Origin of the sequence: Streptomyces sp. NPDC005706, assembly GCF_040631045.1 — a bacterium.
GTDB lineage: Bacteria > Actinomycetota > Actinomycetes > Streptomycetales > Streptomycetaceae > Streptomyces.
In genome coordinates, this window is the sequence record NZ_JBEXYS010000041.1 from 1 (window position 1) to 26,826 (window position 26,826).

Sequence of the window (26,826 nt, forward strand, 5' to 3'; positions counted from 1 at the left end):
GATCCGAGAACCGACCAACCTCCGACGACTTCACCTGACCCGGCCTTGGCACAACCCATCCAACGACCAGGCCCCAACAAAGTCACCGGTATTGGTACTAGGCCGTGTATCGAAAGTGGATCTTGGGCTGTGAATGATCACGGTTCATGGGGCGGGGAGATCTCACGGACGAGCAGTGGGCGGTGCTGGAGCCGTTGTTGCCGAGGGGTGCCAGGACGGGGCGGCCGCCGGTCTGGCCTCGGCGGCAGCTGATCGACGGCATACGGTTCCGAGTTCGTACCGGTATTCCGTGGCGGGACGTGCCCGTCGAGTACGGACCGTGGGGCCGGGTCTATGACCTGTTCCGCCGGTGGCAGCGGGACGGCACCTGGCACCGCATCCTCACCCGGCTCCAGGCCCTGTCCGACGCGAAAGGCGCGATCACGTGGGACCTGAGCGTCGACTCCACGGTGTGCCGCGCCCATCAGCACGCGGCCGGGGCCCGCAAACAGGGCGACCTGCAGAAGGAGCCACCGGGCGGCGTGTTCACCGAGCCCGGAGATCACGGACTGGGACGCTCGCGCGGCGGGTTCACGACCAAGCTGCACCTGCCTGTCGAGCAAGGTCAGAAGCCCATGTCAGTCGTGGTCACGGCCGAGCAGCGCGGCGACTCGCCGCAGTTCGAGCCCGTCCTGGACAAAGTCCGTGTGCCGCGCATCGGGTTGGGCCGGCCGCGCGTCCGCCCCAACCGGGTCCGCGCGGACAAGGCGTATGCCTCCCGCAAGAACCGCGCCTACCTGCGCCGCCGCGGGATCCGTTGCACCATCCCCGACAAGGCTGACCAAGCGCAGCTGACCTCGCTCACTGCCCACCGATCCGCCTCGCGCACGAAACTGATCTCGCCGGCACTCAAGACCATGGGAACCGGGCCGGACCGAGTCCCCGTTTCCGGGGCTGGACGCGGACCTGCAGGACGGCGCCGCCGGTCTGCAGACGGTGCTGTGGATGGGCTCGCGGTGCGAGCGCGGGCAGGGCACGGCGCACTACACGCTCGGGCTTCCCGGCTCGTACAGCAAGGCACCGGTCCCCGACACCCACTGGGCTCAGATGCTGCGGACCTTCGCGCAGAGGTCCGCGACCCGGCACGGCTGCTCCCTGCCCGCCGAATTGTCGACGGTGGGCGAACCGTGACTCAGCCCGCTCCCGCCGAGGTGCGGAACGGAGGCGAACATCACGATCCACCCCAACAACTTCACCACTCGTTCGGCAGCGCGACGCGCATGCTCAGGTTCACGACGCATCCGGCCCGGGAAGACCAGATTCCCCGCAGACAGATAGGCCATGACCGCCGCGGCCTGGTCCCAGCTCCTTAAAGCGGTGGTCACACGACTCTGCGGCCGACGGAAGTGACGGCAGCGCTGACGGCAACGACGGCGGACGGCAGCGGCGTTCGACAGCCGGGCACGGTGCTGGCAGGGCGCCATCGACCTAGCCCACCAGGGCGTGCCCGCATCTTCCAAGCCCCTGGCTGTTCGCTGCTCAGGCCGCCCCTCACTGTCCTCGGCATCACGCCCCTGTAGGAGCCGAGCGTGAACCTGTGTTATTACCTCGGCTGACCCCGTTCCACCCTCGTAGCGCCACCGAAGGAGCACGATGGCTGACACCGGCATTGACGACCTGTCCAAGTACGAGTCCGGGACCGACTTATTCACCGCGGCCGAGCTGGAGGCGATTGCCCGCTTCCGCGAAAACCTGTCCGGCATCCCCGACATCGCCTTCAAGGGCTTCGATGCCGACGAGATCCGCGGCCTCGCGTCCGAACACGGAGTGGACGAAGCCCGCAAGACGCTGCACACGTTCGCCACCGACCTCCTCAACGGCTGGTGGCTTGCGATCCTCTCGTTGAAGAACGACCTACCGACCGGCACCGACGAGTCCGCCCGGCACAGCGCGGCCGCCGCCCGGTACGTCGCCCACCTCACCGCCCAGCACCTCAACGCCTGCGCGAAGTTCGAGCACGTCGTCACCATGTGGTTCCTGGACCTGGACACGAACCTCTCCTCCCCGCTGTATCTGAACAGAGACGGGGACGAGTGAGCCACACGGGGGCGATGAGGAAGTCATCGACGCGAGCTCCTGTTGGCAGACCGGCTTGACCGTCATCGACCGACCCGCATAGAGCTACGGATGAGATATTCCCCGTGGCACAACCGTGCCAGAACGAGCGGGGAGCCACGGGGAAGGAGGCGCCAGCAGGGCATGTACCTCACGCTGGCCGGAGTGCTCCTTCCGCAGGTCAGTTGCCAACTCGCCCCACCTGGCCCCCAATGCGGGTGTATGCGAGCCAGCCCTTGAAGGCGCCGTGTCATCATCGGATGGTGCTAACCGAGGAGAACGCGCGCCGGCTGGTGCTTGCCGAGATCGACGACGTGCGGCACCACGTCACGTACGACCTTCAGATCCTGCGCGTGGAAGCCTTGCCGTTCGGGTGGATCTTCTACTGGAGGGCAGTCTGGGACGGTCAGAACGGACAGCGCCCTCGGTTGGGGGGGCAACGGTCCTTTCCTGGTGGATCGTGAAAACGAGCGGTTGATCCGATCTGCCACCAGCATCCCCATAGCTCGACAGATCGAGGACTGCGAACGCGACTGCGACGCGAAGCTCACGCCCGGAACACGGCGGCGAAGCAAGCTGCGCAACAGCCATGAGTGTCCAACTGCGTGACAGCGCCCACGAACAACGGCGGACGGACGCGGACGTCTGCGGACCATCAGCGCAGGTGAATGCCACACCAGTCCAGGGCAGAGCCCGGAGCCAAGTTGCTTCGGGACGAAGAGGTCGCGGGTCAAGTCCCGCCACCCTGACTCAGAAGTACAAGGTCAGAGCCACTTAGACCGCCAGATCACCTTCCGTTGTAGCAGCCTCGAGCGGCTACGCTAGGCGCGCGATTGCCAAGGCAGCGTGCTGCAAGGCGGCGACAGAGCTTGGGGGCGTAGCCGGACAGTGGCCTGGGCGTTGGTCTCAGCCCGAGGGAGGCAGCCGCCCTCCTGTTGGACAAGATTCGTCAGGGCAACGGCTACGCCCGCGGCAAGAAGAAGCGCTTCAGTTCGAAGTGCCGCCGTCACCAAGGTAGCGACGCTTGTACTGTCCGCTGCGTCCACGGTCATCCTGGGCCTGCAGAACCTCAACGCGTGGGCTGGTCTGGCCTTGGCGTGTGTGGCGCTGGTGACGTTGCCGGGAGCCGTCGAACCGTTCTTCAACTGGCGCTCCCGGTGGGTTCTGATGGAGGAAGCGCAGTACCGGTTCCAGCGACTTGCCGATGACCTCGAATACCTCGTGGCATCGACGGCCGCCGACGAGCTCACGTTCGATCAGCTGAACGAGATCTTTGGCCAGTATCAGGCGATCTGGGGCGACCTAAGCCGCACATGGCTGGAGCATCGTCGGGAACTCGCGCCGTCGACCAATGCCTAGAGGTGCGCGTATCCACCGGCTGCGGCGCGGTCAAACACACCTGGTGCCCGATCAAGATCACCTACTGCGGCCGGGCGTCCAGAGCTCCTGACGCACCACAAGCGCACCAGATATGGCGGGGAACTACGGTGACAGCGACGGCGCTGACCGAGGCCACGAAGCGGCCGTCCGCCCAGCTCAGGGACCGAATCGACGATGTATCCCCTCAGCTTCCCAAGCTGGGAGCGCGAGTTCGATTCTCGTCACCCGCTCCAGAGCGAAGCCCCAGGTCAGCGGCCTGGGGCTTTTCCCACTCGTTGACCGCGCTGAAGGAGACAGGCGCGATAGCGATCGCTCCCACGGGCGGCAACGGCCGGGCGCGCGCCGGGCGGTTCGGACCGGCAACCGATCTGTGCCTCGCCCCCGGTGTCGGGGAAGCCGAAGCTGCGTCCGCCACGCCACTCCGCCGGGAACGGTCATCGTGGCTTTCGTGTCTGACAGGCACCCGCCTCCGACGCGGATCACCGGCCCTGTCGTCCACCGTCACAGTTTCCTCGCCCGCGGTGTGAGAGTGGCGCAACGGAACTTCCCACGCGGTCTAACGGGTCGGAAACCGGCGGGCACGGCGGTCGGAGTAGCTTCGTGACGCATGAGGGTATGGAAGCCGGTACGGCCACTGCTCGGCAGGCTGGGCGCGATCGGCAAGCTGGGCTCGAACGCGGGAAGCCCAGACACGGGGAGCCCGGATCGGGGCGGTTCGTTACGGCGCCGCGGTGGCCGAACCGCATCCGGCGGTCGCCCGGTGCCTGGCTGGCGCAGCATCAGGGGCCGGGTGGCAGTGGTCATCACGGTCCCGGTCTGCATGCTGCTGGCGGTGACCGGCCTCGCCGTGGACGGCCGCACCGAGGCCCTCGGCGACGCCCGGACGACACGTGCCGAAGTCGACCTCAGTCTCCGGGTCCAGGCCCTGGTGCACCAGATGCAACGCGAACGCGGCCTGACCAACGGCCTGTTGGGCGGCAGGAAGGCGTTTCTGCCGGAGCTGGCCGCTACCCGCGAGCGCGTGGATGCGGCGCTGGCCGGAATGAGGGATGACAACGCCATCGAGGGTGTCATCCGCAGGCAGCTGGGACGCCTGTCCGGTATCCGTGCCTCCGCCGACAGGGGAGACGCCGGCAGAGCCACAACCCTCACCTTCTACACCACCGCCATCAACGCCCTCGACACCGTCGACCCGGTGGCGGAGACTGCAACGCGCGCCGACCACCAACTGAGCAATGGGCTCGCGGGGTTGAGGGAGCTGGCTGCCGCCAAGGAATCCCTCGCCCTCGAACGCGGCTTGCTCAACGGCGTGTTCGCCGAAGGCGCCTTCCAGGGCCGCGAGTACCTCACCTTCACCGACGTGCGAGCCAGGCGCATCACCGCCCTGGACCGCTTCCGGCAGGTCGCCACCTCATCCCAACGCACCACCCTAGAGCACGCCTTCGCGACAGAGTACGCCAGACGCGCCACCGCCTACGAGAATCAGGCGGAGGACGCCGCCGACGGCTCGGCACTCCACGCCGACGCCGGCGCCTGGTGGAACGCGATGACCGTACTCGTCGACGATCTGTACGCAGTCCAGGAGTCGGTCGGTGACGATGTGCGGGACCGGGCCGACCGGCTCAGCCACGACGCCGAGACGGGCCTCGCCGCCTACCTCGTCGCGGGAGCGCTCGTAGCCACCCTCGTCGCGGGTCTCGCCGCCTTCGCCTCCCGCTCTCTCACCCGCCCGCTCGGTGCGCTCGCCGAGGCCGCCCACGACGTGGCACGGCACCGGCTGCCCGCAACCGTCGCCCGCATCCAACAGTCTCCACCCGACCACGGGGAACTACTGCCGGCGGCGGACCCCCCGGACCACCCCGATGCACGGCTGCTGGGCGGCACAGCCGAGATCGCCGAGGTCGCGGCCTCCCTGTACCAGGTGGAACAGACCGCCCTCCACCTGGCCGCCCAGCAGGCCGCCCTGCGCCGCACCACCACCGAATCACTCGCCAACCTCGGCCGCCGCAACCAGAACCTCGTACGTCGTCAGCTCGGTCTCATCACCCGCCTGGAACGGCAGGAACTCGACCCGAATGCCCTCGCCGAGCTCTTCGAGCTCGACCACCTCGCCACCCGCATGCGGCGCAACGCCGAGAACCTGCTGGTCCTGGCCGGGCAGAACCCGCCGCGGCCCACAGCAGCGCCGGCCGGCGGCCTGGAGGTCGTCCAGTCCGCCATCGCCGAGGTGGAGCAGTACCGGAGGGTGCTGATCGCGGCCGTGGAGCCGGTACAGGTGCGGGGGCACGCCGTCGCCGATGTCGCCCACCTTCTCGCCGAACTCATCGAGAACGGGCTGATCTCCTCGCCGCCGACCGAACCCGTCGAGGTGCACGGCTGGTACGACACCGAGGACGGCACGTACTGCTTCGCCGTCGTCGACCACGGCGTGGGCATGTCCGAAGCCGACAAGGAACGCGCCCACGCCCGCTTCTCCGGCTCCGGGGACGAGGCCCTCCTCACCTCTCCCACCCGGTTCCTCGGCCACCTCGTCGTCGGCCGGCTCGCCCACCGCCTTGGTGAAGGCGCCCAGGTCCACCTTTTCGACACTCCCGGCGGCGGCCTGTCCGCCCTCCTCGCCCTCCCCGGGCGCCTGCTCGCCCCCGCACAGGAACCCGCCGCCCCGCTCCCGCCGGCCCCGCCCGCTGTCTCCTGCCTGCTAAACGGTTTCCGAGCAGGTGTCGCCCGCGCCGAAGCCCGTGCCATTGAAGCCCGCACCACTCAGGGAGCGTCATCGTGACCACCGCCGTCCAGAGTTTCGGCTGGCTCATCTCGGAGTTCGTACGCACTACGGACGGCGTCACCGACGCCGTCGCCGTCTCATCCGACGGCCTGCTCATGGCCGCCTCGGACAGTCTCGGCCGGGATCGCGCTGACCACCTCGCCGCCGTCGTCTCCGGCATCACCAGCCTCGCCCAGAACGCGGCGACCGCCCACGGCTTCAAAAGCATGAAACTCGTCATGATCGAAATGCTCGGAGGCTTCCTCATGATCGGCCGCATCCGCGACGGAAGCTGCCTCGGCGTCCTGGCCGCCGAAGGATGCGACGTCGGCCTCGTCGGTTACGAAATGGCCGTCCTCGCCGACCGCACGGGTGAGCTGCTCACCCCGCAGCTGGTCCACGAACTCCACTCCGCGCCTGTCGCCGCACGATAGGCGCAACGCGGCCGTCATCTCTGGGTCTTCAGGGGTCTCGCACTACGCCTGAGGACCGCTCTGCCGTCCGGTGCGACCGTGCTCGGGTTCCCGCCTGAAGCTGACGATCACCCCGCGCGTCGCTGTGCGGCTCACACCGGTCACCCGTCGTCGCCTTGCCGGCCAGGCGGCTCCCGTCGGACGGCGTGCCCATAGCGTGCCCGTAAGACCGGTGAACCACGGTCAACAGCGGTGCGCCCAGCGCCCGCAGGCGCCACGCCGGAGCGTATATGCCCAGTTCAGAGGCTGTCTGTCCCTGCAAGCGCCGTTGCTTCCCAAGCTGATGTCACCCGTCGGCCTGCCGCTTCGTCCGGGCTGCGGCGCTGGGGCGCCGGTCCCGACCGAGCCGCAGGCCAGGTACAACGGGACAGCAAGTAGCCCCGTACGACAGCGCTGGGCGACGATGTCGTACGGGGCCAGACCAGCTGATCGCGGGAGCACGCTCGGACCGCGGCCAACCGGCGTTCGAGGAGCGGTTCAGGCCGCAGGTGCTTCCCGTCGAGCGGTCGCAGGCGTTTCAGCCGTCGTGCCGTGCAGCTCCGCCCGCAGTCCTGCCGCGATCAGCGCCGCCAGCAGTTCGGCCGCTTCAGGACGTACGGTCCCGAGCTGCACCAGTCCGTCACCGACGAGGTTCACGTCCGCCACCATGCCGGGGAAGTCGGAGTCAGGTCCCAGCAGGACGAGCTGATCGGCCAAGGCGCCGGCGCTTTGTCGTGCACGGTTCCAGCCGCGGGACGTAGGGCACACCGGGTACCAAGTCTTCTGCCCGTTTGGCCACCACTCCTCGCCGGTCGGTCATGGTTTCAGATCCTTCCCTTGTGTTCTTCGGCGGTGGTCTGTGCGTGCTCGACACCCTCACTGTCTCGGCGGAGTCCGCTCGCCAGGGCCAGGCGAAGGAGTTCCGCCAGGCGCTCGGCCGTGTCGGGGGACACCCGGCCCAGCTCGACAAGCCCGTGCCCGAAGGCGTTCAAGTCCGCGCGCAGGTACGGGAAGTCCTTCTCCAGGCCGGCGCGCACGAGGGCGTCCCGCACTGCCGTGGTCGCGTTTCGGGCCGCGTACCAGCCCTCGCTGTCGAGAGGCGACCACGCGGCGGCGTCGCGTCCGTCGGTCGGCTCATTCGGCGTCAGTGGTCTGTCTCCTCGGGAAGGGCAGCGACCGCCGCGTACGGGGTCGGGTATCTCTCGTCGAAGCGGTCGATCCTGTCCAGGAGCTCCGCGAACAGGAACGTCTCACGGGCCACCGAGCCGAGGAAGAACCCGACTCACTGCGCCTTGCGGTCGGCGATCGCAGGTCCGACCGGCATTCCGCTGCGCTGGAGGCGGTCGAACATCTCCATCCCGAGGCGCTGTTCCACGCTCAGCACGTCGAAGAAGCGGCCGGTCGGCAGCAGACTCGGCCTCCGCGGGTCGTCCGCCCAGACCTGTCGGCACTCAGCCGGGTTGTGCGCCGCCGCGGACAGCCATTCGATGCCCCGCCTCGTCATCCTCTGCACGTCGTCTCACCCTCGGTCCGAGATACCGTGCGGCCCCGGTGCCGCCGTGAATCCAGACTCACGGTCCAGCCCCTGCCCAGGGCAGATGACGAGAGCTGCAGCATGGACTTCCGTCTCTTTGTGGGAAGGCGCCGGATCGTTGGTGTCCGGGTGCGTCGCACCGTTGGTGATGACCGGGCAAGCCCCGCAAGTCCTGCTGAGGCGCTACGGCGCCCGGCCGAGGTGACCACGGGCTGCGGTCCTGCAAAGCGGCACGAGACCGGGCCCGCTCCCGGCACCGGTGAGGCGTCATGAGTGGGCCGTGGTGGGTGGAGCCGGTTCGCTGCGGGCAGCGAGCCGGCAGTAGGCCAGCCACCGGTGACCGCGCGGACAGGAGCAGAGCGTCCTCTTGGCGAGCCGGTCCCCCACCGCGCCTTCGCGCTCGCCCGGGCCCCGGCCACTGGCGGGGCGGGAGCTGCACGGGAGGTCTCGACCGTGCCGGCGCGGAACGCGGTTGATCCCGGCCTCTCGACACCCCACGCCTCCCCCGGTGAGCCGGCCTGCCTCTGGCCACCTACTACGCCACCAGCGACCCGGCGATCTTCGAGAGCCTCTCCGGAGGCCGCGCCATCATTCGCCCACAGGAGCTCCTGTGCCGGGTCACCAGCAGGCGGCGTCGGAGGGACTTCGGGAGATGCCCTTCTTCTGCTCCCAGCAGGAGGCTGGGCTGTCGATCACCGGCCGCAGCCGGCCTCCGGCAGCCGGCTCGCCGACCCGCGACGCCCCGGCTGGGCCGACGCAGTGGCGCCTCGGTACAGGCAGGTCGTACCTGCCGGCGTCACGCTGCACATGCGGGAACGGTTCACGAGAGGTCGGCGAGAGGAGCGCTCGGTTGCCAGGCAACGGGCAGGACGATGTCGACACCGTCGCGTCGGGCCAGGGGCAGCAGCCGGCTCATCGTGGCGTCGATGTCGTCCAGGAAGTAGCGCATCGGCCTCAGGGGCCGGTGCAGACCGAGGAAGAAGTCGTCCCAGTGCACCAGGACGACCCGGCGGGCCCCGGTCGAGACAACGACCTCGTCCCAGTAGGTGCGCAGGAACTCGGTCGGCTGCTTACCCAGGTTGCCGATGCCCAGATAGATGACGTCGGCGGGCCGACCTCGCAGGGCGCCGGGGCGGAAGTTGGCACTGGCGTGCAGCAGGATGCGGCCCGCAGGATGGGTGACGAGGACACTGAAGGCGGTTCCGGTCTTCCATGCCGCGGCCCGGGCCGGTGGTACAAGGGGCTTGTCGACAGTGCCGGGATAGTGGTCACCGGGGCTGTGCACGGAGTCCAGGAAGGTCAGGTCGAAACGGCCGTAGGAGACGGTCTCCCCGTCCGCGACCACCCGCAAGGACGACTCCGGCACTCTCAGGCCGCGGCCGATGTTCGCGGTGGAGGGCGATCCGACCAACTCCGCGCCGGTCTCCAGGGCCCACACCGGCGCATCGAGGGCGTGATCGTAATGGGAGTGGGCGCAGATCACCGCGGCCAGATTCTTCACCCGCAGTCGATCGATGGCCGCGCGCACGACAGAGCGGTCGGGCGCGATCCTGCCCAGGGCGACGCGCAGCAACCCCGGCCGGGTGACGAACCCGTCGCTGAGCACGGACGTCTCCCCGTCCGACAGGAGAACGGAACTGGTGCCCAGAAAATGCGCGACCAGCCCGTCATCGCTCGTCATGGGGGGCTGCTCGTACGGCAGATACGGACGCAGGCTCGCATGACCGACAGACATTCTCATACCGGCATCCTGACGTGTCGCGGACGGCTGGGCGACGTGGGGCTGCCGCGGTCGCCCGCCGACCACCGCGAGGCCCGCACAGCAGGATGGCGCGTCCAAGGCAGGGCATGACTGGCCTGCGCCCTTGACTGGTACAGACCAAAGCGGTTGAGTGTGCCTCCACACCCCCCACCGCGGCCGCGCCCACGCCGTGGCCGGTCCGACCGGCACGTGCGCACAAGGCCCGGATTCGCGCTGCCCTTGTCCGGGTGCGGCCGTGCTCCGCACAGGAGTTGATCCTGTGTCGAAGCGCCGCATCTCCGCCGTGGTCGCCGCACTCGTCCTCGGAAGCACCGTGCCTGTCCTGCTGCCGGCGGCGGACGCATCCGCCGCCGCGTGTTCGAGCTACCCGAGCCGGGTCGCCGGAAGGCCGTACACGACAGGCGACATCGCGCGTTACACCGACGGCAAGGCCTACATCGCCGAACACGACAACCCGGGCTACGACCCGACCATCAGCACCTGGTACTGGGAGCCCTACGCCTGCGACAGCGGCTCCGGAACCCCTGTCGGCACCTTCGTGGTGAGCGAGGCCCAGTTCAACCAGATGTTCCCGAACCGGAATTCCATCTACACGTACAGCGGCCTCACCGCCGCTCTCGGGGCCTACCCCGCCTTCGCCAACAACCGGCAGCGACACCGTGAAGAAGCAGGAGGCCGCGGCCTTCCTCGCCAACGTCAGCCACGAGACCGGCGGTCTGGTGTACGTCGTCGAGCAGAACACCGCCAACTACCCGCACTACTGCGACTGGAACCAGCCGTACGGCTGCCCGGCCGGCCAGGCGGCCTACTACGGGCGCACCATGACGCCCCACAACGCCATGATCAACGGCGTCGGCTTCGGCCAGACGATCCGCAGCATCAACGGCTCCCTCGAGTGCGATGGCAAGAACCCGGCGCAGGTGAAGAGCCGCGTGGACGCCTACCAGCGGTTCGCGCATATCCTCGGCACGTCACCCGGCGGCAATCTCTACTGCTGACGCCGTACGCGAGTTCGTCAAGTGAGTGCGGCGGCTCACCGGACGTGTGCCGGACTCCGCCGATGACCTCGGCGCGCTCGGCGTGAACCACATCGAGACGGCCGGCTTGGGCTGCTCCTCCCCGCGCTCCGCCAACGAACTCGTCAACAGCTCACTGACCCCGTACGCGGACGACCTGGTGGTCGCTCCCCCGGCGGGGGACCTGGGCGCGACGGCGGCGGTCAGGGCGCGAGCCGCCCAGGCTTCCGCCGGCCGAGGTGGTGCCGGCGGGGCGATGTTTTCTTCGAGGCCGGGTGAGTCGGCGGCCGGCGTAAGGCAATCGGGCGGTGCCGAGCAACCAGTCGTCACGATGGGCGAGTTGGCGCCAGCCCCCTTCTCGACCCCGTGGGCGCCCGGCACGACATCCTCCAGACCGTGGAGCGTTCGCCTCCGGGTCATACCGCCCCCTCGTGCGGCTTCGTGGGGGCTCGGGCTCAATGACGAGCGGGCTCAGCACGCTGCTGGACGCTGCCCGCCCGAAAGTGGGTCAGGCCCGTTCCTTTTCGACAGACCCGATCCTGGGCCTGCTGATCGTCTGCGCGTTGGTCGTCATCGTGTCCGGGCACATGGGACGCCGCCGCGCCAAGAAGCATGGCGTGGAGGGCCGTTGGCTGTCGCCGGCGGCCATCGGGGCTGGCTGTGCATGGTGTGCGCGGTTCTGGTCAACGTCGTGGTCATGGGCCTGGCCACAGGGCTGGCGGTGCTGTTCGACTCGGCGGGCTGACAGGGCACCTCTTCCGCGAGCGCCGCAGCTGCCGACACTGATCGGACCAGGTCCAGTGGTGACCACAGGGCGCGGCCACCGATCATAGGGACCGAACCAGACGAACTGTAACCGGGGTCTATGGCCAGCGGGGAAAGACCCGAAAGCACCGTCTGTACGAGCTCGTTGACATCCTTCAGGCGAGAGTCAACGACCCTCACGACTCTCCGTCACCGCCGAATGTGAGACCGGGCCGTTCGTTTGACAAGGCTCCTCAATACGCGCGTCCCGGGTTGAGGCGGCCCTCGGGGTCGAAGACGGCCTTGATGCCGGCCATCAACGCCCGCTCGGTGGGGCCGAGTTGTGCGTCGAGGTAGCGTGTCTTGAGCGAGCCCACGCCGTGCTCGCCGGTGATCGTGCCGCCGAGCGCGAGCGCCGCTGCCACGATGTCGTCGAAAGCGGCACGGGCACGGTCGGCGGCGTCACGGTCGGCGGCGTCGTAGACCACGGTCGGATGCAGGTTGCCGTCGGCGGCGTGGCCGAAGGTGCCGACCAGCACGTCGTGGTCGGCGGCAGTTCGCTCGATCGCAGCAAGCAAGTGGGGAAGGTCCTGGACCGCGACGCCGACGTCGTCGAGCAGCGTGGTGCCCAGCCTCTCCAGAGCCGGGTACACCATTCGTCTGGCCTGCATGAACATCTCGCCTTCCGCCGGGTCGGCGGTGTGCAGCGTCTCGGTGGCACCACCGGCTTCGGCCAGCCTGGCACAGGTGGCGGCCTCCTGATCGGCGGACGGCCCGTCGCACTGGACGAGTACGAGTGCCCCGGCCGACTCGTCCAACCCCATACGTGTCAGGCGATTGACGGCACGAATGCAGGTGCGGTCCATGAGCTCCACCGCCGCCGGGTCGGCGACCGTCGCGATCCGCAGCACGGTGTCGACTGCCTGCTGGGGTGTCGGGAACGCGGCCACTACGGTCGCGGTGGCCGCCGGGAACGGTCGCAGTCGCACGGTGGCGTTCACGATCACCGCCAGGGTGCCTTCGGAGCCGACGAGCAGCCGGGTGAGGTCGAGCCCGGTGACATTCTTGCGGGTCGGCGGACCGGTACGGATCACGCGACCATCGGCGAGTACGGCCGTCAGCGAGGCGACATGGTCGGCGGTGACCCCGTACTTGGCGCAGCACATGCCGCCTGCGTTGGTCGCCAGGTTGCCGCCCATGGTGGAGATCGCCTTGCTTCCCGGGTCCGGCGGATACCACAGGCCGTGCTCGCGGGCGCGGGCGTCGAGATCGCCGGTGAGCACGCCCGGCTCGACCGTTGCCGTGCGGCCGGGCACGTCCAGGGCGAGGATCCGGTCCATCGCGGCGAGCGAGAGTACGACGCAGCCGTCGATCGCATTGGCCGCGCCGGCCAACCCGGTGCCGGCCCCCCGGGTCACCACCGGCGCGTGATGGTCGCCGGCTGTGCGCAGCGTGGTGATCACGTCATCGGTCGAGCGGGCGTGCACCACCGCCGCCGGGCGCCCCGCGGGAGCCAGCAGGCACTGGTCACGGCGGTAGGCCTCCATCGCGTCCCGGTCGGTGACCACCCGGCCCGGCAGCGCGGCGGCGAGGACGGTGGCGACGTCCGCGAGCATCTCGGTCATGGTGTCTCCGGCTCGTAGAAGCCGCGGACGTGAGCCACGACCAGCTCGGCGGCACGGTCGGTCTCGCCCGCGTCCAGCGCGTCGACGATCGCCTGGTGTTCGGCCAGCAGACGCCCGAGCATCGTGGCCGGATCGGCCACCGCGGCGAGCGCGTCGAGCAGGTAGCCGGCGATGCAGTCGCGCAGCACGCCGATGACGAAACCCAGCGCCTGATTACCGCCGGCGTAGGCGAGTTGCACATGGAAGTCCACGTCAGCGGCGTGGAAGGTGTGAATGTCGGCGTTCTCCACCGCTGCCGCCATGGTCACCAGGCAGGTCCGAGCCGCATCCGGCACGGACGTGGTCTGCCGTATCGCCTCCGCCTCCAGCAGCGTGCGCAGCGCCACCAGGTCTGCCAGCGGGATCGCGCCGACTTGCAAAGCGGTGCTCAGCGCCAGGCCCGCCGCGCCGGCCGTGCGCTCGTGGGTGACGCGCGGACGCGCGGTGGAAACGGTGTCCGCGCCGCTGATCAGACCGTGCGCCTGCAACACCCGCAGCGCCTCGCGGATGGTGGACCGCCCGACGCCGAAGGACTGGGCGAGTTCGGTTTCCGTGGGCAGCTCGGTGTCGGCGGGGAATGTGCCGTCGAGGATGGCCGCCCGTAGGCGCTGAGCCACGTCGAGGCTCAAGGGCACGCGCGATACCGGCGAGATCGTCATGCCGCACACGATAGCTCCTTGTCTGTTTGTCGGACAAGGAGCTATCTTGCTTCTCGCTGTGCTGCAGGACACAAGGCCTATACCTCAAAGACGCGGGAATCAGGTGTCGCCATGACCGAGAAGCTCGAGCTCGACCCGGCCAAGACCGCAATCGTGCTCATCGAGTACCAGAACGAGTTCACCAGCGACGGCGGTGTGCTGAACGGGGCGGTCGCCGACGTGATGAAGCGCACCGGCATGCTTGCCAACACCGTCGCCCTGGTCGACGCCGCCCGGCAGGCCGGAGTGTCGATCATGCACGCGCCGATCACGTTCGCGGAGGGCTACGGTGAACTGACCCGTCACCCGTACGGCATCCTCAAAGGCGTCGTGGACGGGAAGGCGTTCGTCAAGGGCACGTGGGGCGCCGCCATCGTCGACGAGCTGACTCCGGTGAACGGGGACATCGTCATCGAGGGCAAGCGCGGGCTCGACACCTTCGCCAGCACGAACCTCGATTTCATCCTGCGCAGCAAAGGCATCGACACGATCATTCTCGGCGGCTTCCTCACCAACTGCTGCGTGGAGTCGACCATGCGCACCGGTTACGAGCACGGCTTCCGGGTGATCACCCTGACCGACTGCGTCGCCGCCACCTCCCAGGAGGAGCACGACAACGCCATCTCCTACGACTTCCCGATGTTCTCGCTGCCGATGACCTCTGCCGACGTCATCGCCGCCCTGTAGTCCCGCCGTCGCCCCGCCCCGGGGGCTTGGCCGGCCAGAGTGCTCTCCCTCGGCTTCGGTCGCCCCGCCGTCGGTGGTCCTGACGCGAAGGCAGTTGACATCGCCTGGAGCGAACGGTGCGAGACCTACCGGCGCTCGTGCTCCAGGCGATGTCCGACCGTCTTTCCGGGCATGTGGGGCGAGGCGGGCGGTGGAAAGGTCACGGCAGGTGATCAACAGCATTCTGGTACGTCGGCGGTCCGGGTCCCGCGGCGGGATCCGCCCCCAGCGTTCGGGGAGTGGAACACCGTCCGCCGGCAGCACTGCGCAGCCTCGCCGGCCGCTGTGAGGCGGCCGGCGCAGGCCGGCCGACAGCCGATCCGCACAGCCGCCCGCCCCTTGTGCACCTCACTCACGGAGCGCGACATGCCATCTGACCGGACACGGGAGCTGATCAGGCGGGGCGCCGCGGTGGCTGCGCGCTCTCCGGAGGAGTGGCTGCGCGAGATCGAGGACGCCACTTTGTCGGCGTAGTACCTGCAAGCGCTGACCGATGACCCGGAACTCACCTCTCAGATCCGCCGCACCAGCCGAGCCAACGTCCTGCACCGGGCGAGGTGGGCCTGATCGTGCACCCGCAGCACTGGCCCGAGGACCTCGACTACCGCGCCAGGCGGGTCGTGGTGATCGGCAGCGGCGCCGCGGCGGTCACCCTCGTGCCGGCCATGGCGGGCGCGGCCGCCCATGTGACGATGCTGCAGCGCACCCCCACCTACGTCTTGCCCGTCCCTTCCACGGACAAGATCGCCCACCTCCTGCGCAAGGTCCTGGGCCAACGCCGCGGGTATGCGTGGACACGGCGCAAGAACGTCGCCCAGCAAGCCGCGATCCGGCGGTTCTGCCAGCGCTTCCCGCGCAGCGCCCGGCGGCTGATCCGCTGGGTCAACACCCGCCAACTGCCCAAGGACTATCCGGTCGAGGAGCACTTCAACCCACCCTACGACCCGTGGGACCAGCGTATGTGCGTGGTGCCGGACGGCGACCTCTTCGAGGCGCTGCGCAACAGCAGTGCCTCGATCGTCACCGACCGGATCGACACCTTCACCGAACGCGGCACCGCCTGTCCTCCGGGCGCAGGCTGGAAGCCGACATCATCGTGACCGCGACCGGGCTGAACGTGCAGGCACTCGGTGGTGTCCAGCTCACCGTCGACGGAACGAAGGTGCACCTGCCGGACAAGGTCGCGTTCAAGGGCATGATGCTGTCCGGGGTACCCAACTTCTCGTTCGCGGTCGGCTACACCACTCCTCCTGGACACTGAAGGTCGGCCTGCTGTGCGAGCACTTCTGCCGCCTGCTCGATTGCATGCACGCCCACGGCCACACCATCTGCTGCCCGGAGCTGAGCGACCCCGACAGGCCCACCCGCCCGCTACTCGACTTCGAAGCCGGCTACATCAAACGGGCCATCGACCACCTGCCGCGCCAAGGCGCCAAGGAACCGTGGCTGATGTCGATGGAATACCAAGCCGACGTCAAACTACTGCGGGAAGACTCCGTAGAGGACGAAAACCTCCGCTTCTCCTCCCCTGCCACGGCCGCCCGCACGGCGCGCGGCCTGCAGGCGACGGCACACCTGGGACGATGACCGGGTCGACGTCCGCGGCTTGGAGATGCTGTGGGCCGACTCGGCCACCGCTGCTGCCTCACCGGGCCAGGTACGCACCGCAATGGCCATGGCGAGGGCTGTCCGGGCGGCTGGACCACCGCCCAGGCTTTGAATGAGGCGTGGGTTACACACCGCCCGCGGGATGAAGACAAAGCCGCGCGGCCTACGTATGTGCCTCCGACAGAAGAAGAAGGGGAACCCCCCACCGGCGCGCCCTGCGCAGAGGCCCTCGTCACCATCCGGCCCCTGGTACGTGGCCGCCGCTGACGAAAGAAATGGCCGTCAGAAGCAAGACAAGCTGAGGAGGACCCGGTGGGTCGCAACGACGCCAACCCTGAGCGGACCCCCGGCTCGGATCCTGACGTCGCGCAAGAGATCAGGGACTCCTTCCAAGCCGTGCTGGACGCTTTGGATGCCGCACGCGCCGACCTCCTGCGCGACGAGCAGCAGGAACACCAGGAACACGTTGAGGGCGCGTCTCCGCCCCGGAGCCGGCACGGTCACCCGACCTCGGATGCCCGCTTTCCCCAGCCGACCGCGTCCGCGTCCTCGGCCCCGGCTTCCTCCCCCGTCGGCCGGGCACTGCCGGTCAGACGTGTGTCGTCAGGCACGCAATCAGAGCGTCCTGGGCCGCACCGGCCAACTGCCGCTGAATCGCCGCCGACTGGCGGCCTGCGCCACGTCGACGCCCCGCGGGCTGTCGTTGCCGAGTCACCGGGGTTGCCCAGAGGGCTGGAGGCCGTCCCGCCCCCGTCGGTGGGAAGCCCGCCGACGGCCAGTGGACCGGGACCGGAGGCTGTCGCACCAGGTGTGGCAATCCCGACTCCGGCTGCCAGGCAGGAAGACTGGCGGAGCAGGAGACCCGGGCCGGGCACCGCTTGGTCGGACGTCCCCCACCGTCCGGCCGTCCCGTTCGACCAACTCGCCACCGCGGCCTCGCAGGGATCTGCCCCATCCGTCCGCGCACACAGGAGGAAGACCAGTGGCAGACGGCGGCGATCCACCAACCGCAGCAGCTTGCGAGTCGCCGGCATCTCCGGGCTGGGCGCGGCGAGCGGATTGATCCTCGCCTCTTGGCTGCTGACTTATCACAACGCCGCGCCCACGACCCCCTCTTCGCCTCCCGGGCACCTGGAAACCCCACTGCCGGCGAGTCCCGCGCCGATGGACCCCTCTCACCCGGCTCCAGGGCAGACGAACCGCCCGCAGCCCGGCACCCCAGACCCGCCGCTCCCCGAAATCCCGGGCACGGGCCTCTTGCGCCAAGGCGACAGCGGCCATGGGGTATACGAATTGCAGGTACGTCTCCTGCAGATATCGCACATCTACGACGGCGGCGCGATCGACGGCCGCTACGACGCGGACGTGCGAGCGGCCGTGGTCCTGTTTCAGGAGCGGTACGGGGTCCGCGGCGATGAGAGCGGGGTCTACGGCGACAACACGCGTTTTGCCCTCATGCTGCGAACCAAATAGTGCGCCGGGTTCTTCGCACGCGGCCGCCAATCGGCGTGAGCCAGGCTGATGCCGACCGTGTCGGCGACCATCGCCGAGAAGGTCACCGGGTGCGGTGCCACGGCGTGACGGCCGGCACCCGCAGGGCCCCACGATGGATCCGCCCTGCCACCACGCGATCGCGGCCGGCCACCGTCCCTGTCCACGCTGTGGGGTCGGCAGACCGGCGACGTCGAGCAGGCGCCGCACGCCACGGCCTGCGTGCCGGAACGGCCCGTCACGTCAGGCTCGACGGGACGATCCCGTATCGGCGCATCTTGCGGTACATCGTGGCTCGGGAGATCCCGAGGTCCTGCGCGGTCCGCTGGACGTTGGAGTCGCGGTCCATCAACCCACGCAAAATGGCGTCGCGCTCCAACGCCTCGATGGCCGTGAGGACCTTGTTCGACGACACCCGGCATTCCGGCGGCAGGTCCTCCACGTGGATCATCCGGCCCGAAGGCCGCCGCGCCAGGCCCCGGATCACCGACTCCAGCTGCCGGACGTTCTCCGGCCAGGGGCACCGTTGCAGCATGGTCAGCGCATCCGGGGAGAACCTGCTCTCACCGCTCGGCCGGTACTTGCGCAGGAAGAACCGCGCCAGGCGCTCGGTGTCCCCGTAACGATGGCGCAGGGCAGGCACCTCCACCGAGGCTCCGCAGAGCTGGTCGAGATCGTCGTCGGCGCCGACCATCGACGGCTGGCTGGTCATGACCAGTTGCCCGGTCGCGCTGCCGTCCAGCCGCACCAGCAGGTCTGTCAGCCGCTGCCGCAGCTGGTCGCCCAACAGGTGGACGTCGCTCAGGAGGAGCACGTTGGACGGCACGACAAGCAGCTCTCCGATGTCGTGCAGCCAGCGCTCGGTGACGGCCGGTGAGTCCGACAGCGGCGCTTGTGGCATCTCCAGCCGTCGTCCGGCGCCGTGGGCCCGATGCAGGGCCTCGACCAGCGTCCTCTTGCCGACGCCGACTTCACCCAGGAGATGGAGCCATGTCCCGGTTACGAACGCTGTCTCGCTGTCGGCGACCGCACGCAGCCAATGCGGGGTCGAGCCCACCAATCCCAGGGTGGAGCGGACGGGCGCGGCGGAGACAGCGGGTGCGGCCCGGGACCGTCCGATCAGCCGGACCCGGAAGACGGCGCCCGCGTCGCTGTCCTCGCGCCGACAGCGACTGACCCTGAGTTCGGCGACCCGTCCTGAGGGCAGGGCGATGCTGCGGGTCCCCTCCAGCCGGGGATGATCGGCGATCTCACGGGCGTGGTCGAGCAGCGCGTAGTGATCGGGTCCGGTCACGGCGGCACTGAGCTGCTCGTTCATCATGACGACGTCGCGGTTGAGAGCCAGCACGGGTCCCGGGCGCGCCGAGGAGCACGCCTCCATGTAGTCCTGGAAGAGAGCCCGCTCGCGCCGCGAGGTGATCGCCGCGATCTCGCCTTCGATCTGGGCCGCGACCGAGCGGGAGAAGGCCATCAGCATTCCGTCGGAGCCCTGACGGATGGTGGTCAGGTTGAAGGCCCCGAGCAGAGTGCGCCGGGTGGGATGCAGGATCGGCACGGCCGCGCAGTGGAACTCCCGCAGCTCTTCGGCGTAGTGCTCCCTTCCGGCGATGATGACCGGGCGGCCGCTGGCCAGCGCGGTCCCGATGCCGTTGGTGCCCACGTAGCGTTCGGCGAACACATGGCCCGGAGCCAGGCGCACGCGGTTGAGGTGCGTCGTCAGACCCTCGTTGGACACCTTCCGGGACAGCACCACTCCGTTCCGGTCTGTGATCATCGTGGACACCGGGTCGTCGGCGAGCTGCTCGTGCAACCTGTCCAGGATGGGCAGTGCCGCCCTGGCCAGGGGGCTGTCCAGGTTGGGGTTGTCCAGGTAGGGGGCGTCGAGGCTGCCCGACTTCACCTGGTACCCGATCGAGCGTTGCCATGACGCGACCACGAGCGGCCGGGCGCTCGGATCGTTGGTGGCTTCCAGATAGAGCTCTCTGGCTGCTCTCAGCGAGTTCCCGGGCTGGTGTCGGGGCATTTAACACTCCCGTGCGGCGCGCGTCACATTCCTCAGTGCAGTGATTGGAACAGCTCGGCGGCGTCGCGCCTACGGCGTGTATCACATTGAGACATTCGTGGACGGATTCTGAGACACCGACCTGCGATCGGCGGCCTGTGTAATCGGCGCACCACCCACCCGCCGACTCGCAGGGAGCCGCTATGAAAGCCGTGCAGGTCATCGAGTACGACGAGCCGCCCGTGCTCGTGGACGTGCCGGACCCGCAGATCACCGGTCCGCTGGATGTGATCGTGAGAATCGGGGGCGCCGGAGTCTGCCGGACCGATCTGCACATCCTCGAAGGACAGTGGAAAGAGAAGAGCGGGGTCGCCCTTCCGTACACGATCGGTCACGAGAACGCCGGCTGGGTCGCGGAGGTCGGGCAGGCCGTCACCAACGTCAAGATCGGTGACCCGGTCATCCTGCACCCGCTGGTGACCTGCGGTCTGTGCCGCGCCTGCCGGGCCGGTGACGACGTGCACTGCATGAACTCGGCCTTCCCCGGCATCGACGCCGACGGAGGGTACGCGGAGTATCTGAAGACCAGCGCCCGCTCGGTCGTGCCCCTCGCCCCGTCCCTGGAGCCGGCCTCGGTGGCGGCCTTGGCCGACGCCGGGCTCACGGCGTACCACGCCGTCGCCAAGGCGGCCCGGGTGCTGCGGCCCGGCGACAAGGCCGTGGTCATCGGCGCCGGCGGACTCGGACATATCGGAATTCAGGTGCTGCGGGCCCTGTCGCCGGTGGAGATGATCGTCATCGATCGCAGCCCGGAGGCCCTGGCCCTGGCCAAGGAACTGGGCGCCGACCACACCCTCGTCGCGGACGGAAGCGAAGCCGACAACGTACGGGACCTCACCGGTGGTCACGGGGCGGAGGCCGTCCTGGACTTCGTCGGCGAGGGGGGCGCCGTCGAGACGGGCGTGGCCTGCCTGCGCCGCAACGGCAACTACTACGTCATCGGCTACGGCGGCCACCTTCATGTGCCGACGATCGACGTCATCTCCACGGAGATCAACTTCATCGGCAACCTCGTGGGGTCCTACAACGACCTCTCCGAGCTGATGGTCCTGGCGGCCCAGGACAAGGTCACTCTGCACACCCAGCGGTACCCCCTCGCCTCCTTCCGGCAGGCCCTCGACGACCTCGACGCCGGGGCCGTACGCGGCCGAGCGATCTTGATCCCCTGACACTGCAGGAGAAGCCCCATGCGCAGCAGAAAGCTCACGGCCCTGGTCGCCGTCGCCGCCGCCGCGGCCCTGACCGCCACCGCGTGCACCGCCCAGAACCAGGCACAGCAAAAGCCCAAGGACAAGGCCGCGCTCTTCAAGCCCGGCTCGGAGATCAGCTACAAGAAGTACGGCAAGGACTACCCGGCGACGAAGGTCAAGGACGTCCCCGGACCCTGCAGCTACGAGTCGATCAGCCGCAAGGACTACTCCGGGCAGACACTGAAGATCATCAGCCACGCCGTTCCCGTCATCGGCGAGCCGACCCAGCTGCACGCCAAGCAGTTCGAGGAGATCACCGGCGGGAAGGTCGAGGTGGTCAACGTCCCCTTCGGCGAGCTGCACCAGAAGATCCTCACGCCCCTCCAGGCAGGCCAGCCGGCGTACGACGTCATGTTCTACCCGTCCCTGTGGATCGGCGACATGGCCCCATATCTGGCCCCGGTGCCGAAGACGTACCTGAACAGCCCCGGCATGAAGGACGTCACCAAGGCCTACATGGACGTGGCGACGTGGGACGGGAAGGTCGTGCAGTACCCGGTGGACGGTGACCGGCACTACCTGAAGGTCCGCACCGATGTCCTGAAGGACCCCAAGCGGCAGGCGGAGTACAAGAAGGCCACGGGCAAGGTCCTTCAGGTCCCCAGGACGTGGGCCGAGTACCAGGAGACAGCCAAGTTCTTCAGCGGCAAGGACCTCGACGGCGACGGCAAGGCCAACTACGGCAGCGCCGAGGTGACCAAGCGCGACGACCTGACCTTCTCCGCGTTCATCAGCCGTGCGGCGCCATACGTGAAGAACCCGGACGTCAAGGGCGGTGTCTTCTTCGACGTCAAGACCATGAAGCCGCTGATCAACACGCCGGGCTTCGTCCGTGCCCTGGACGACATGGTGAAGGCCAAGTCGACCTGGGCACCCGGCGGCGCCAACTTCGGCCTGGGAGACGAGATCTTCTCCTTCGGAGGCGGCCAGACGCTGATGTCCTACTCCTGGGACGACGCCTTCATCCAGGCCCAGCAGCCGGACAGCAGGATCCGCAACAAGGTCCAGGCTGCGCCGCTGCCGGGCTCGACCGAGGTCTACAACCGCACCACGAAGTCGTGGGACAAGAAGGCGAACCAGGCGCCCTACTTCACATGGGGATGGACCTCAGCGGTGGCCAAGGCCTCGCGCCACCAGCGGATGGCCTTCGACTACCTCTGCTTCTTCAGCAACGAGGCCAACACCGCCCTCGACCTGACCATCGGCCGATTCGGTGTCAACCCCTACCGCAACGCCCACTTCGACCCGGCGTTCTGGGAGAAGCAGGGCTGGGACAAGGACGTCGCCGAGTCGTACGTGCACACGCTCGCCGGCATGGAGAAGAGCACCAACCGCGTCTTCGACCTGCGCGTTCCCGGTGTCAACCAGTACATGTCCGCGCTGGCCAACGGTGTCGCCGCTGCTCTGGCCGGACAGAGCTCCCCCCAACAGGCGCTGGACGGCGTGGCCAGGGAATGGGTCAAGATCACCGATCAGATCGGCAAGGACAAGGTCCAAAGCGCCTATCGCAACGTGGTCGCGCTCGAGGACAACTCCTGATCCGACCGCAGGACGCCCCGGGTGGCCGGACCGGACCGGCCGGCCACCCGGGGGCTCCCGCCCCTTCCGCAAGGAGAACCATGGACGGCCTGCGCCGGCACAAGAGCATGTTCCTGCTGCCAGGACTGCTCACGCTCTTTCTGATCATCATCTTCCCGCTTCTGTTCACCATCCGCGTCAGCTTGTCCGGCTGGAACGTCAGCAACCCTCGGATGGACTTCATCGGAGGCGCCAACTACGCCGCGATGCTGCACGACAGCCGCTTCTGGGCCTCCATCACCCGGCTGATCCTGCTGGCGGGCGGCACGGTCCTGATCCAGTACGTCATCGGGTTCGGTATGGCCCTGCTGGTCTGGCGCGAGGCACGCGGCCGCAGATTCTGGCGGGTGCTCTTTCTCGTCCCCATGATGACCACGCCCGTGGTGATGGCCGCCATCTGGCAGACGATCTTCCATGAGTCACTGGGTCCGGCGAACGATCTGCTGGGGATGCTGGGCCTGACGAAAATTCCCTGGCTCACCGAGTCCGGTCCGGCGCTGCTCGCGCTGATGACCGTCGAGGTCTGGCAGTGGACCCCCTTCATGTTCCTGTTGTTGCTGGCCGGCCTGCTCAGCCTTCCCAAGGAACCGTTCATGGCCGCCGCGATCGACGGCGCCAGCACCTGGCGGACCTTCTGGAAGGTGACCTTCCCGCTGATGGCACCGGTCTCGGTCGCGGCGATCATCATCCGGCTGATCGAGGCGTCCAAGCTCTCCGACAGCGTCTACGTACTGACGTCCGGCGGGCCGGGGTCCTCCACGGAGACCCCCGGTTACTACCTCTACATCCAGGGGCTGCGCGATCAGCAGACCGGCTACGGCGGGGCGATGTCCCTGACCTACCTCGTCCTGATGATCGTCACGCTCACGGTCGTCGCCGCCCTGCTCACCAGGGCCTTCAAGCTGAAGGGGGACTCATGAGGTCGCGCCTTTACCCCGTATTCAAGTACACCGTGATCGCCCTGTGGGCCTGCTTCGTCGCGGGACCGTTCTTCTGGGCGATGACGACCAGCTTCAAGAACGCCAACGCCGTCCAGGGCGGTCCCACCTACATCCCCTGGGTGCAGTACAAGCCCACCCTCACCGGCTGGCGCAACATCTTCGGCGGAGCCGGCGGTATCGATGTGATCGATCCCTTCATCAACAGCGCGATCGTCACCATCGCCGCGTCCGCCATCAGCCTGGCCCTGGGGTCCCTGGCCGCCTACGCGCTGTCCCGGTACCGGTTCAAGCTGGGCTTCATCAAGAACAGCGACATCGTCTTCTTCTTCGTCTCCCAACGGATCATGCCGCCCGTCGTCCTGGTGATCCCCTTCTTCTACCTCCTGCAGTGGGGTGGCCTCCTGGACAGCATCCCGGGCCTGGTCATCGTGACGGTCGCGCTGCTGCTGCCGATCGCGGTGTGGGTGATGGTGGACTTCTTCAACGGCATCCCCCGGGAGATCGACGAGATGGCGATGCTGGACGGCTGCCCCCCGTTCCAGACCTTCGTACGGGCGATCCTGCCGAACTCCCTGCCCGGGCTGACCGTGGCAGCGATGTTCTGCGCCGTGTTCGGCTGGAACGACTTCTTCTTCGCCTTCCGGCTGACTTTCACAGAGGTCCAGACCTTGCCCCAGGCGGTCGTCGCCCTCAACTCCTCCATTCCACCGTGGTGGACACTGTCCGCCGCCGCGCTCTTCGGCGTGGCACCGCTGATCCTGCTCGCCCTCTGGGTGGAGCGCCTGCTGTCCAAGGGCAACCTGTCGGGAGCCGTCCGATGAACCTGAGTGTCACTGATCTGTGCCTGACCGTCGACGGCGTCGACCACCTCAAGAACGTGACCGCCACCTTCCGGCCCGGACGGCTCCACACCGTCATCGGCCGGACGATGGCCGGGAAGACGACGCTGCTACGCGCCCTGGCCGGCCTGCAGAAAGTGGACTCCGGCTCGCTGACCCGGGCGGGAGCCGACTTCCTGAAGACGCCGGTGTGGCGGCGCAACACCGCCATGGTCTACCAGCAGTTCATCAACTACCCGCATCTCAATGTGTTCGGCAACGTGGCCTTCCCGCTGAAGCGGGCCGGGCTCTCACGGGACGAGATCCAGCGGCGGGTCCGGCAGAGCCTGGCGAGCGTGGGGCTCGCGGACTTCGAGAAGCGCAAGCCCTCGCAGCTCTCCGGCGGCCAGCAACAGCGCGTCGCGATGGCTCGCGCCCTGGCCCGCGGTACCGGCATCCTCCTGCTCGACGAGCCACTGGCCAACCTGGACTACAAGTTGCGCGAACAACTGCGCGACGAGTTCAAGGCCCTCTTCTCGGACCAGGGCGACACGATCGTCATCTACACGACCACCGAACCCGCCGAGGCGATGATGCTCGGGGACGTGGTCCTGGTCATGCACGAGGGGCGGATCCTGCAGACCGGCACCCCGCAGGAGGTCTTCGAACGCCCGGCGACCACCACGGTGGCGTCCATCATCAACGACCCGCCCATGAACATCTTCGCGGGCCGGCTCGAGGGCGGCCAGGTCACGGTGGCCGGCTTCCAGGCCACACACGTCTCCGCGCACCTGGCCGACCAGCCCGACGGTGCCTACCAGTTCGGCCTGCGCGCCACCGACCTCAGCCTGGCTTCCAGCGGGGTCGAGGGCGAGGTCACCTTCGTCGAGATCTCAGGCTCCGAGACCTTCGTCCATGTGGTCGTCGGCGAGACCCCCTTCGTCGTACAGATCGAGGGCATCCACGACGTCGCCCTCGGCGACCTGGTCAAGCTTCGGCTCCGTCCCGACCGGCTGTTCGCCTTCGACGAGCAGGGGACGCTCGTGCGAACACCTTCATACGATCTCGCTTCAGTGGAAGGGCGTTGATATGGCGCAGTTGGACATCGTCGACGTCGGGCACGCGTACGCGCCGGGTGCCGAAGAGGAGCGGTGGGCTCTCAAGCCGCTGAACCTGACCTTCGAGTCCGGCAAGACCTATGCGCTGGTCGGACCCTCGGGCTGCGGCAAGACAACGCTGCTGAACATCCTGTCCGGCCTGGTCAGACCATCCCAGGGACGGGTGCTGTTCGACGGCGCCGACGTCACCGCCCTGCCCACGAAGGCGCGCAACATCGCCCAGGTCTTCCAGTTCCCCGTCATCTACAAGTCGATGACGGTCTACGAGAACCTCGCCTTCCCACTGCAGTGCCGGCGCTGGGACAAGGCGAGGATCGACGCCAAGGTCCGGCAGGTCGCCGAGGCCCTGGACCTGCACGACCGGCTGAGGCAGCCCGCTCGAGGGCTCACCGCCGACGACAAGCAGCTGATCTCACTCGGCCGCGGCCTGGTTCGTGACGACGTGGCGGCCGTCCTGATGGACGAGCCGCTCACCGTGATCGACCCGCAGCTGAAGCACTCGCTACGGCGCAAGATCCGCGAGATCACCGAGCAGTTCCGGCCCACGGTGATCTACGTGACGCACGACCAGTACGAGGCAATGAGCTTCGCGCAGGAACTGCTCGTCATGAAGGACGGCCGCGCCGTGCAGCAAGGCACCCCTGAGCAGCTGTTCGAGGCACCCGCCTCCACCTACGTCGGCTACTTCATCGGCTCACCGGCGATGAACTTCCTGACCGTGGACCGGAACGCCGGGCCCTTCGCGCTGGGCGGCCAGCCGCTGTCCGTCGCCTGGGACATCCCCCAGAGCACGACCGAGGTCCAGGTCGGCGTCCGGCCCGAATACGTCAAGATCGTCACGGACCCCGGCCCCAACACCTTCCCCGGCCGGCTGCGGGGCGTCAGCGACCACGGCGCGCAGCGCGTGCTCGAGGTGGAGGTCGCCGGGCAACCCGTCAGGGCCAAGACGCCGCGGGAGGAGGGAGTTCCGGTCAGCGAGGGGGTTCTCGTGCACCTGCCGCGCGCCAAGGCCCTTCCGTACGCGGACGGAAAGCTGGTCCTCCGGTCGTAACGATCCGTCCGCCATTGCCGCGACGCGTTCGGTGTCGTGGAGCTTGCCGGCCGGCACCGGCAAGCCCAGCTCGTACGA

General features: G+C 68.4%; 24 protein-coding genes and 3 pseudogenes. 20 read left to right on the forward strand and 7 right to left on the reverse strand.

From position 1 onward, the window contains the following. Positions 1-146: 146 nt before the first annotated feature. The 7 genes and pseudogenes from ABZ478_RS35810 to ABZ478_RS35840 all read left to right on the forward strand — a co-directional run. Positions 147-815, forward strand: a pseudogene (locus ABZ478_RS35810) (IS5 family transposase); the annotation flags it as partial. A 169-nt stretch (positions 816-984) separates the two neighbouring features. Further along, positions 985-1,170 (forward strand): hypothetical protein, encoded by a 186-nt coding sequence (locus ABZ478_RS35815; RefSeq protein ID WP_359556468.1) that lies wholly within the window; start codon positions 985-987, stop codon positions 1,168-1,170. Positions 1,171-1,632: 462 nt separating this feature from the next. Next, positions 1,633-2,076, forward strand: a complete 444-nt coding sequence (locus ABZ478_RS35820; protein ID WP_359556376.1) for a hypothetical protein — start codon at positions 1,633-1,635, stop codon at positions 2,074-2,076. 278 nt (positions 2,077-2,354) lie between these two features. Then, entirely contained in the window at positions 2,355-2,558 is a 204-nt protein-coding gene (locus ABZ478_RS35825; protein WP_359556377.1) for a hypothetical protein, read from the forward strand. A 424-nt stretch (positions 2,559-2,982) separates the two neighbouring features. After that, positions 2,983-3,453 carry an SLATT domain-containing protein gene (locus tag ABZ478_RS35830; protein WP_359556379.1) on the forward strand — a complete coding sequence of 157 codons (471 nt, stop codon included), beginning with the start codon at positions 2,983-2,985 and terminating at the stop codon, positions 3,451-3,453. A gap of 811 nt (positions 3,454-4,264) precedes the next feature. Further along, the gene (locus ABZ478_RS35835; protein WP_359556381.1) at positions 4,265-6,253 is read left to right on the forward strand and encodes a nitrate- and nitrite sensing domain-containing protein; all 1,989 of its coding nucleotides are present in this window, start codon (positions 4,265-4,267) and stop codon (positions 6,251-6,253) included. Continuing rightward, complete coding sequence (locus tag ABZ478_RS35840) at positions 6,250-6,669, forward strand: roadblock/LC7 domain-containing protein (RefSeq protein WP_359556383.1); 420 nt, start codon at positions 6,250-6,252, stop codon at positions 6,667-6,669. The genes ABZ478_RS35835 and ABZ478_RS35840 overlap by 4 nt, the downstream gene beginning before the upstream one ends. Positions 6,670-7,185: 516 nt before the next feature. On the opposite strand, the gene ABZ478_RS35845 is transcribed toward ABZ478_RS35840, so the two are convergent. The 4 genes from ABZ478_RS35845 to ABZ478_RS35860 all read right to left on the reverse strand — a co-directional run bounded on the left by ABZ478_RS35845 (position 7,186) and on the right by ABZ478_RS35860 (position 9,962). Further along, positions 7,186-7,404, reverse strand: coding sequence for a hypothetical protein (locus ABZ478_RS35845; protein ID WP_359556386.1), 219 nt, complete (start codon positions 7,402-7,404; stop codon positions 7,186-7,188). Positions 7,405-7,511: 107 nt separating this feature from the next. Next, the gene (locus ABZ478_RS35850; RefSeq protein WP_359556466.1) at positions 7,512-7,835 is read right to left on the reverse strand and encodes a hypothetical protein; all 324 of its coding nucleotides are present in this window, start codon (positions 7,833-7,835) and stop codon (positions 7,512-7,514) included. A 134-nt stretch (positions 7,836-7,969) separates the two neighbouring features. Further along, complete coding sequence (locus tag ABZ478_RS35855; RefSeq protein WP_359556389.1) at positions 7,970-8,200, reverse strand: hypothetical protein; 231 nt, start codon at positions 8,198-8,200, stop codon at positions 7,970-7,972. An 841-nt stretch (positions 8,201-9,041) separates the two neighbouring features. Continuing rightward, positions 9,042-9,962 (reverse strand): MBL fold metallo-hydrolase, encoded by a 921-nt coding sequence (locus tag ABZ478_RS35860; RefSeq protein ID WP_359556391.1) that lies wholly within the window; start codon positions 9,960-9,962, stop codon positions 9,042-9,044. 280 nt (positions 9,963-10,242) lie between these two features. On the opposite strand from ABZ478_RS35860, the pseudogene ABZ478_RS35865 reads away from it, so the two are divergent. Both ABZ478_RS35865 and ABZ478_RS35870 read left to right on the forward strand, forming a co-directional pair. Then, positions 10,243-10,981 (forward strand): annotated as a pseudogene (locus ABZ478_RS35865) (chitinase). A 76-nt stretch (positions 10,982-11,057) separates the two neighbouring features. Then, positions 11,058-11,168 (forward strand): annotated as a pseudogene (locus ABZ478_RS35870) (aldo/keto reductase); the annotation flags it as partial. An 829-nt stretch (positions 11,169-11,997) separates the two neighbouring features. On the opposite strand, the gene ABZ478_RS35875 reads toward ABZ478_RS35870, so the two are convergent. Both ABZ478_RS35875 and ABZ478_RS35880 read right to left on the reverse strand, forming a co-directional pair. Continuing rightward, positions 11,998-13,368: an FAD-linked oxidase C-terminal domain-containing protein gene (locus ABZ478_RS35875; protein WP_359556393.1), complete on the reverse strand. Its 1,371-nt coding sequence runs from the start codon at positions 13,366-13,368 to the stop codon at positions 11,998-12,000. Next, positions 13,365-14,066 (reverse strand): GntR family transcriptional regulator, encoded by a 702-nt coding sequence (locus tag ABZ478_RS35880; protein WP_359556395.1) that lies wholly within the window; start codon positions 14,064-14,066, stop codon positions 13,365-13,367. Before ABZ478_RS35880 ends, ABZ478_RS35875 begins: the two co-directional genes overlap by 4 nt. 111 nt (positions 14,067-14,177) lie before the next feature. On the opposite strand from ABZ478_RS35880, the gene ABZ478_RS35885 reads away from it, so the two are divergent. The 5 genes from ABZ478_RS35885 (at position 14,178) to ABZ478_RS35905 (ending at position 17,912) form a co-directional block, all read left to right on the forward strand. Then, the gene (locus ABZ478_RS35885) at positions 14,178-14,792 is read left to right on the forward strand and encodes a cysteine hydrolase (RefSeq protein ID WP_359556397.1); all 615 of its coding nucleotides are present in this window, start codon (positions 14,178-14,180) and stop codon (positions 14,790-14,792) included. Between the two features lie 608 nt (positions 14,793-15,400). After that, entirely contained in the window at positions 15,401-15,931 is a 531-nt protein-coding gene (locus tag ABZ478_RS35890; RefSeq protein WP_359556399.1) for an NAD(P)/FAD-dependent oxidoreductase, read from the forward strand. Continuing rightward, positions 15,928-16,092, forward strand: coding sequence for a hypothetical protein (locus ABZ478_RS35895; protein ID WP_359556402.1), 165 nt, complete (start codon positions 15,928-15,930; stop codon positions 16,090-16,092). Before ABZ478_RS35890 ends, ABZ478_RS35895 begins: the two co-directional genes overlap by 4 nt. Positions 16,093-16,136: 44 nt before the next feature. Continuing rightward, a complete protein-coding gene (locus ABZ478_RS35900) occupies positions 16,137-16,418 on the forward strand; it encodes a hypothetical protein (protein ID WP_359556405.1) in 282 nt (93 codons plus the stop codon). Between the two features lie 1,185 nt (positions 16,419-17,603). After that, positions 17,604-17,912 carry a peptidoglycan-binding domain-containing protein gene (locus ABZ478_RS35905; protein WP_359556408.1) on the forward strand — a complete coding sequence of 103 codons (309 nt, stop codon included), beginning with the start codon at positions 17,604-17,606 and terminating at the stop codon, positions 17,910-17,912. Between the two features lie 256 nt (positions 17,913-18,168). On the opposite strand, the gene ABZ478_RS35910 is transcribed toward ABZ478_RS35905, so the two are convergent. Further along, positions 18,169-19,953 carry a GAF domain-containing protein gene (locus tag ABZ478_RS35910; RefSeq protein ID WP_359556409.1) on the reverse strand — a complete coding sequence of 595 codons (1,785 nt, stop codon included), beginning with the start codon at positions 19,951-19,953 and terminating at the stop codon, positions 18,169-18,171. A gap of 182 nt (positions 19,954-20,135) precedes the next feature. On the opposite strand from ABZ478_RS35910, the gene ABZ478_RS35915 reads away from it, so the two are divergent. From ABZ478_RS35915 to ABZ478_RS35940, 6 genes are all read left to right on the forward strand, one after another. After that, on the forward strand, positions 20,136-21,161 hold the full coding sequence (locus ABZ478_RS35915) for an NAD(P)-dependent alcohol dehydrogenase (protein WP_359556412.1): 1,026 nt from the start codon (positions 20,136-20,138) through the stop codon (positions 21,159-21,161). Between the two features lie 18 nt (positions 21,162-21,179). Beyond that, a complete protein-coding gene (locus ABZ478_RS35920) occupies positions 21,180-22,781 on the forward strand; it encodes an extracellular solute-binding protein (protein ID WP_359556414.1) in 1,602 nt (533 codons plus the stop codon). An 80-nt stretch (positions 22,782-22,861) separates the two neighbouring features. Continuing rightward, on the forward strand, positions 22,862-23,740 hold the full coding sequence (locus tag ABZ478_RS35925; protein ID WP_359556416.1) for a sugar ABC transporter permease: 879 nt from the start codon (positions 22,862-22,864) through the stop codon (positions 23,738-23,740). Then, positions 23,737-24,582 carry a carbohydrate ABC transporter permease gene (locus ABZ478_RS35930; RefSeq protein WP_359556418.1) on the forward strand — a complete coding sequence of 282 codons (846 nt, stop codon included), beginning with the start codon at positions 23,737-23,739 and terminating at the stop codon, positions 24,580-24,582. Before ABZ478_RS35925 ends, ABZ478_RS35930 begins: the two co-directional genes overlap by 4 nt. Further along, positions 24,579-25,667 carry an ABC transporter ATP-binding protein gene (locus ABZ478_RS35935; RefSeq protein WP_359556421.1) on the forward strand — a complete coding sequence of 363 codons (1,089 nt, stop codon included), beginning with the start codon at positions 24,579-24,581 and terminating at the stop codon, positions 25,665-25,667. Before ABZ478_RS35930 ends, ABZ478_RS35935 begins: the two co-directional genes overlap by 4 nt. Position 25,668: 1 nt before the next feature. Beyond that, positions 25,669-26,748 carry an ABC transporter ATP-binding protein gene (locus ABZ478_RS35940; protein ID WP_359556423.1) on the forward strand — a complete coding sequence of 360 codons (1,080 nt, stop codon included), beginning with the start codon at positions 25,669-25,671 and terminating at the stop codon, positions 26,746-26,748. Positions 26,749-26,826: the final 78 nt, after the last annotated feature.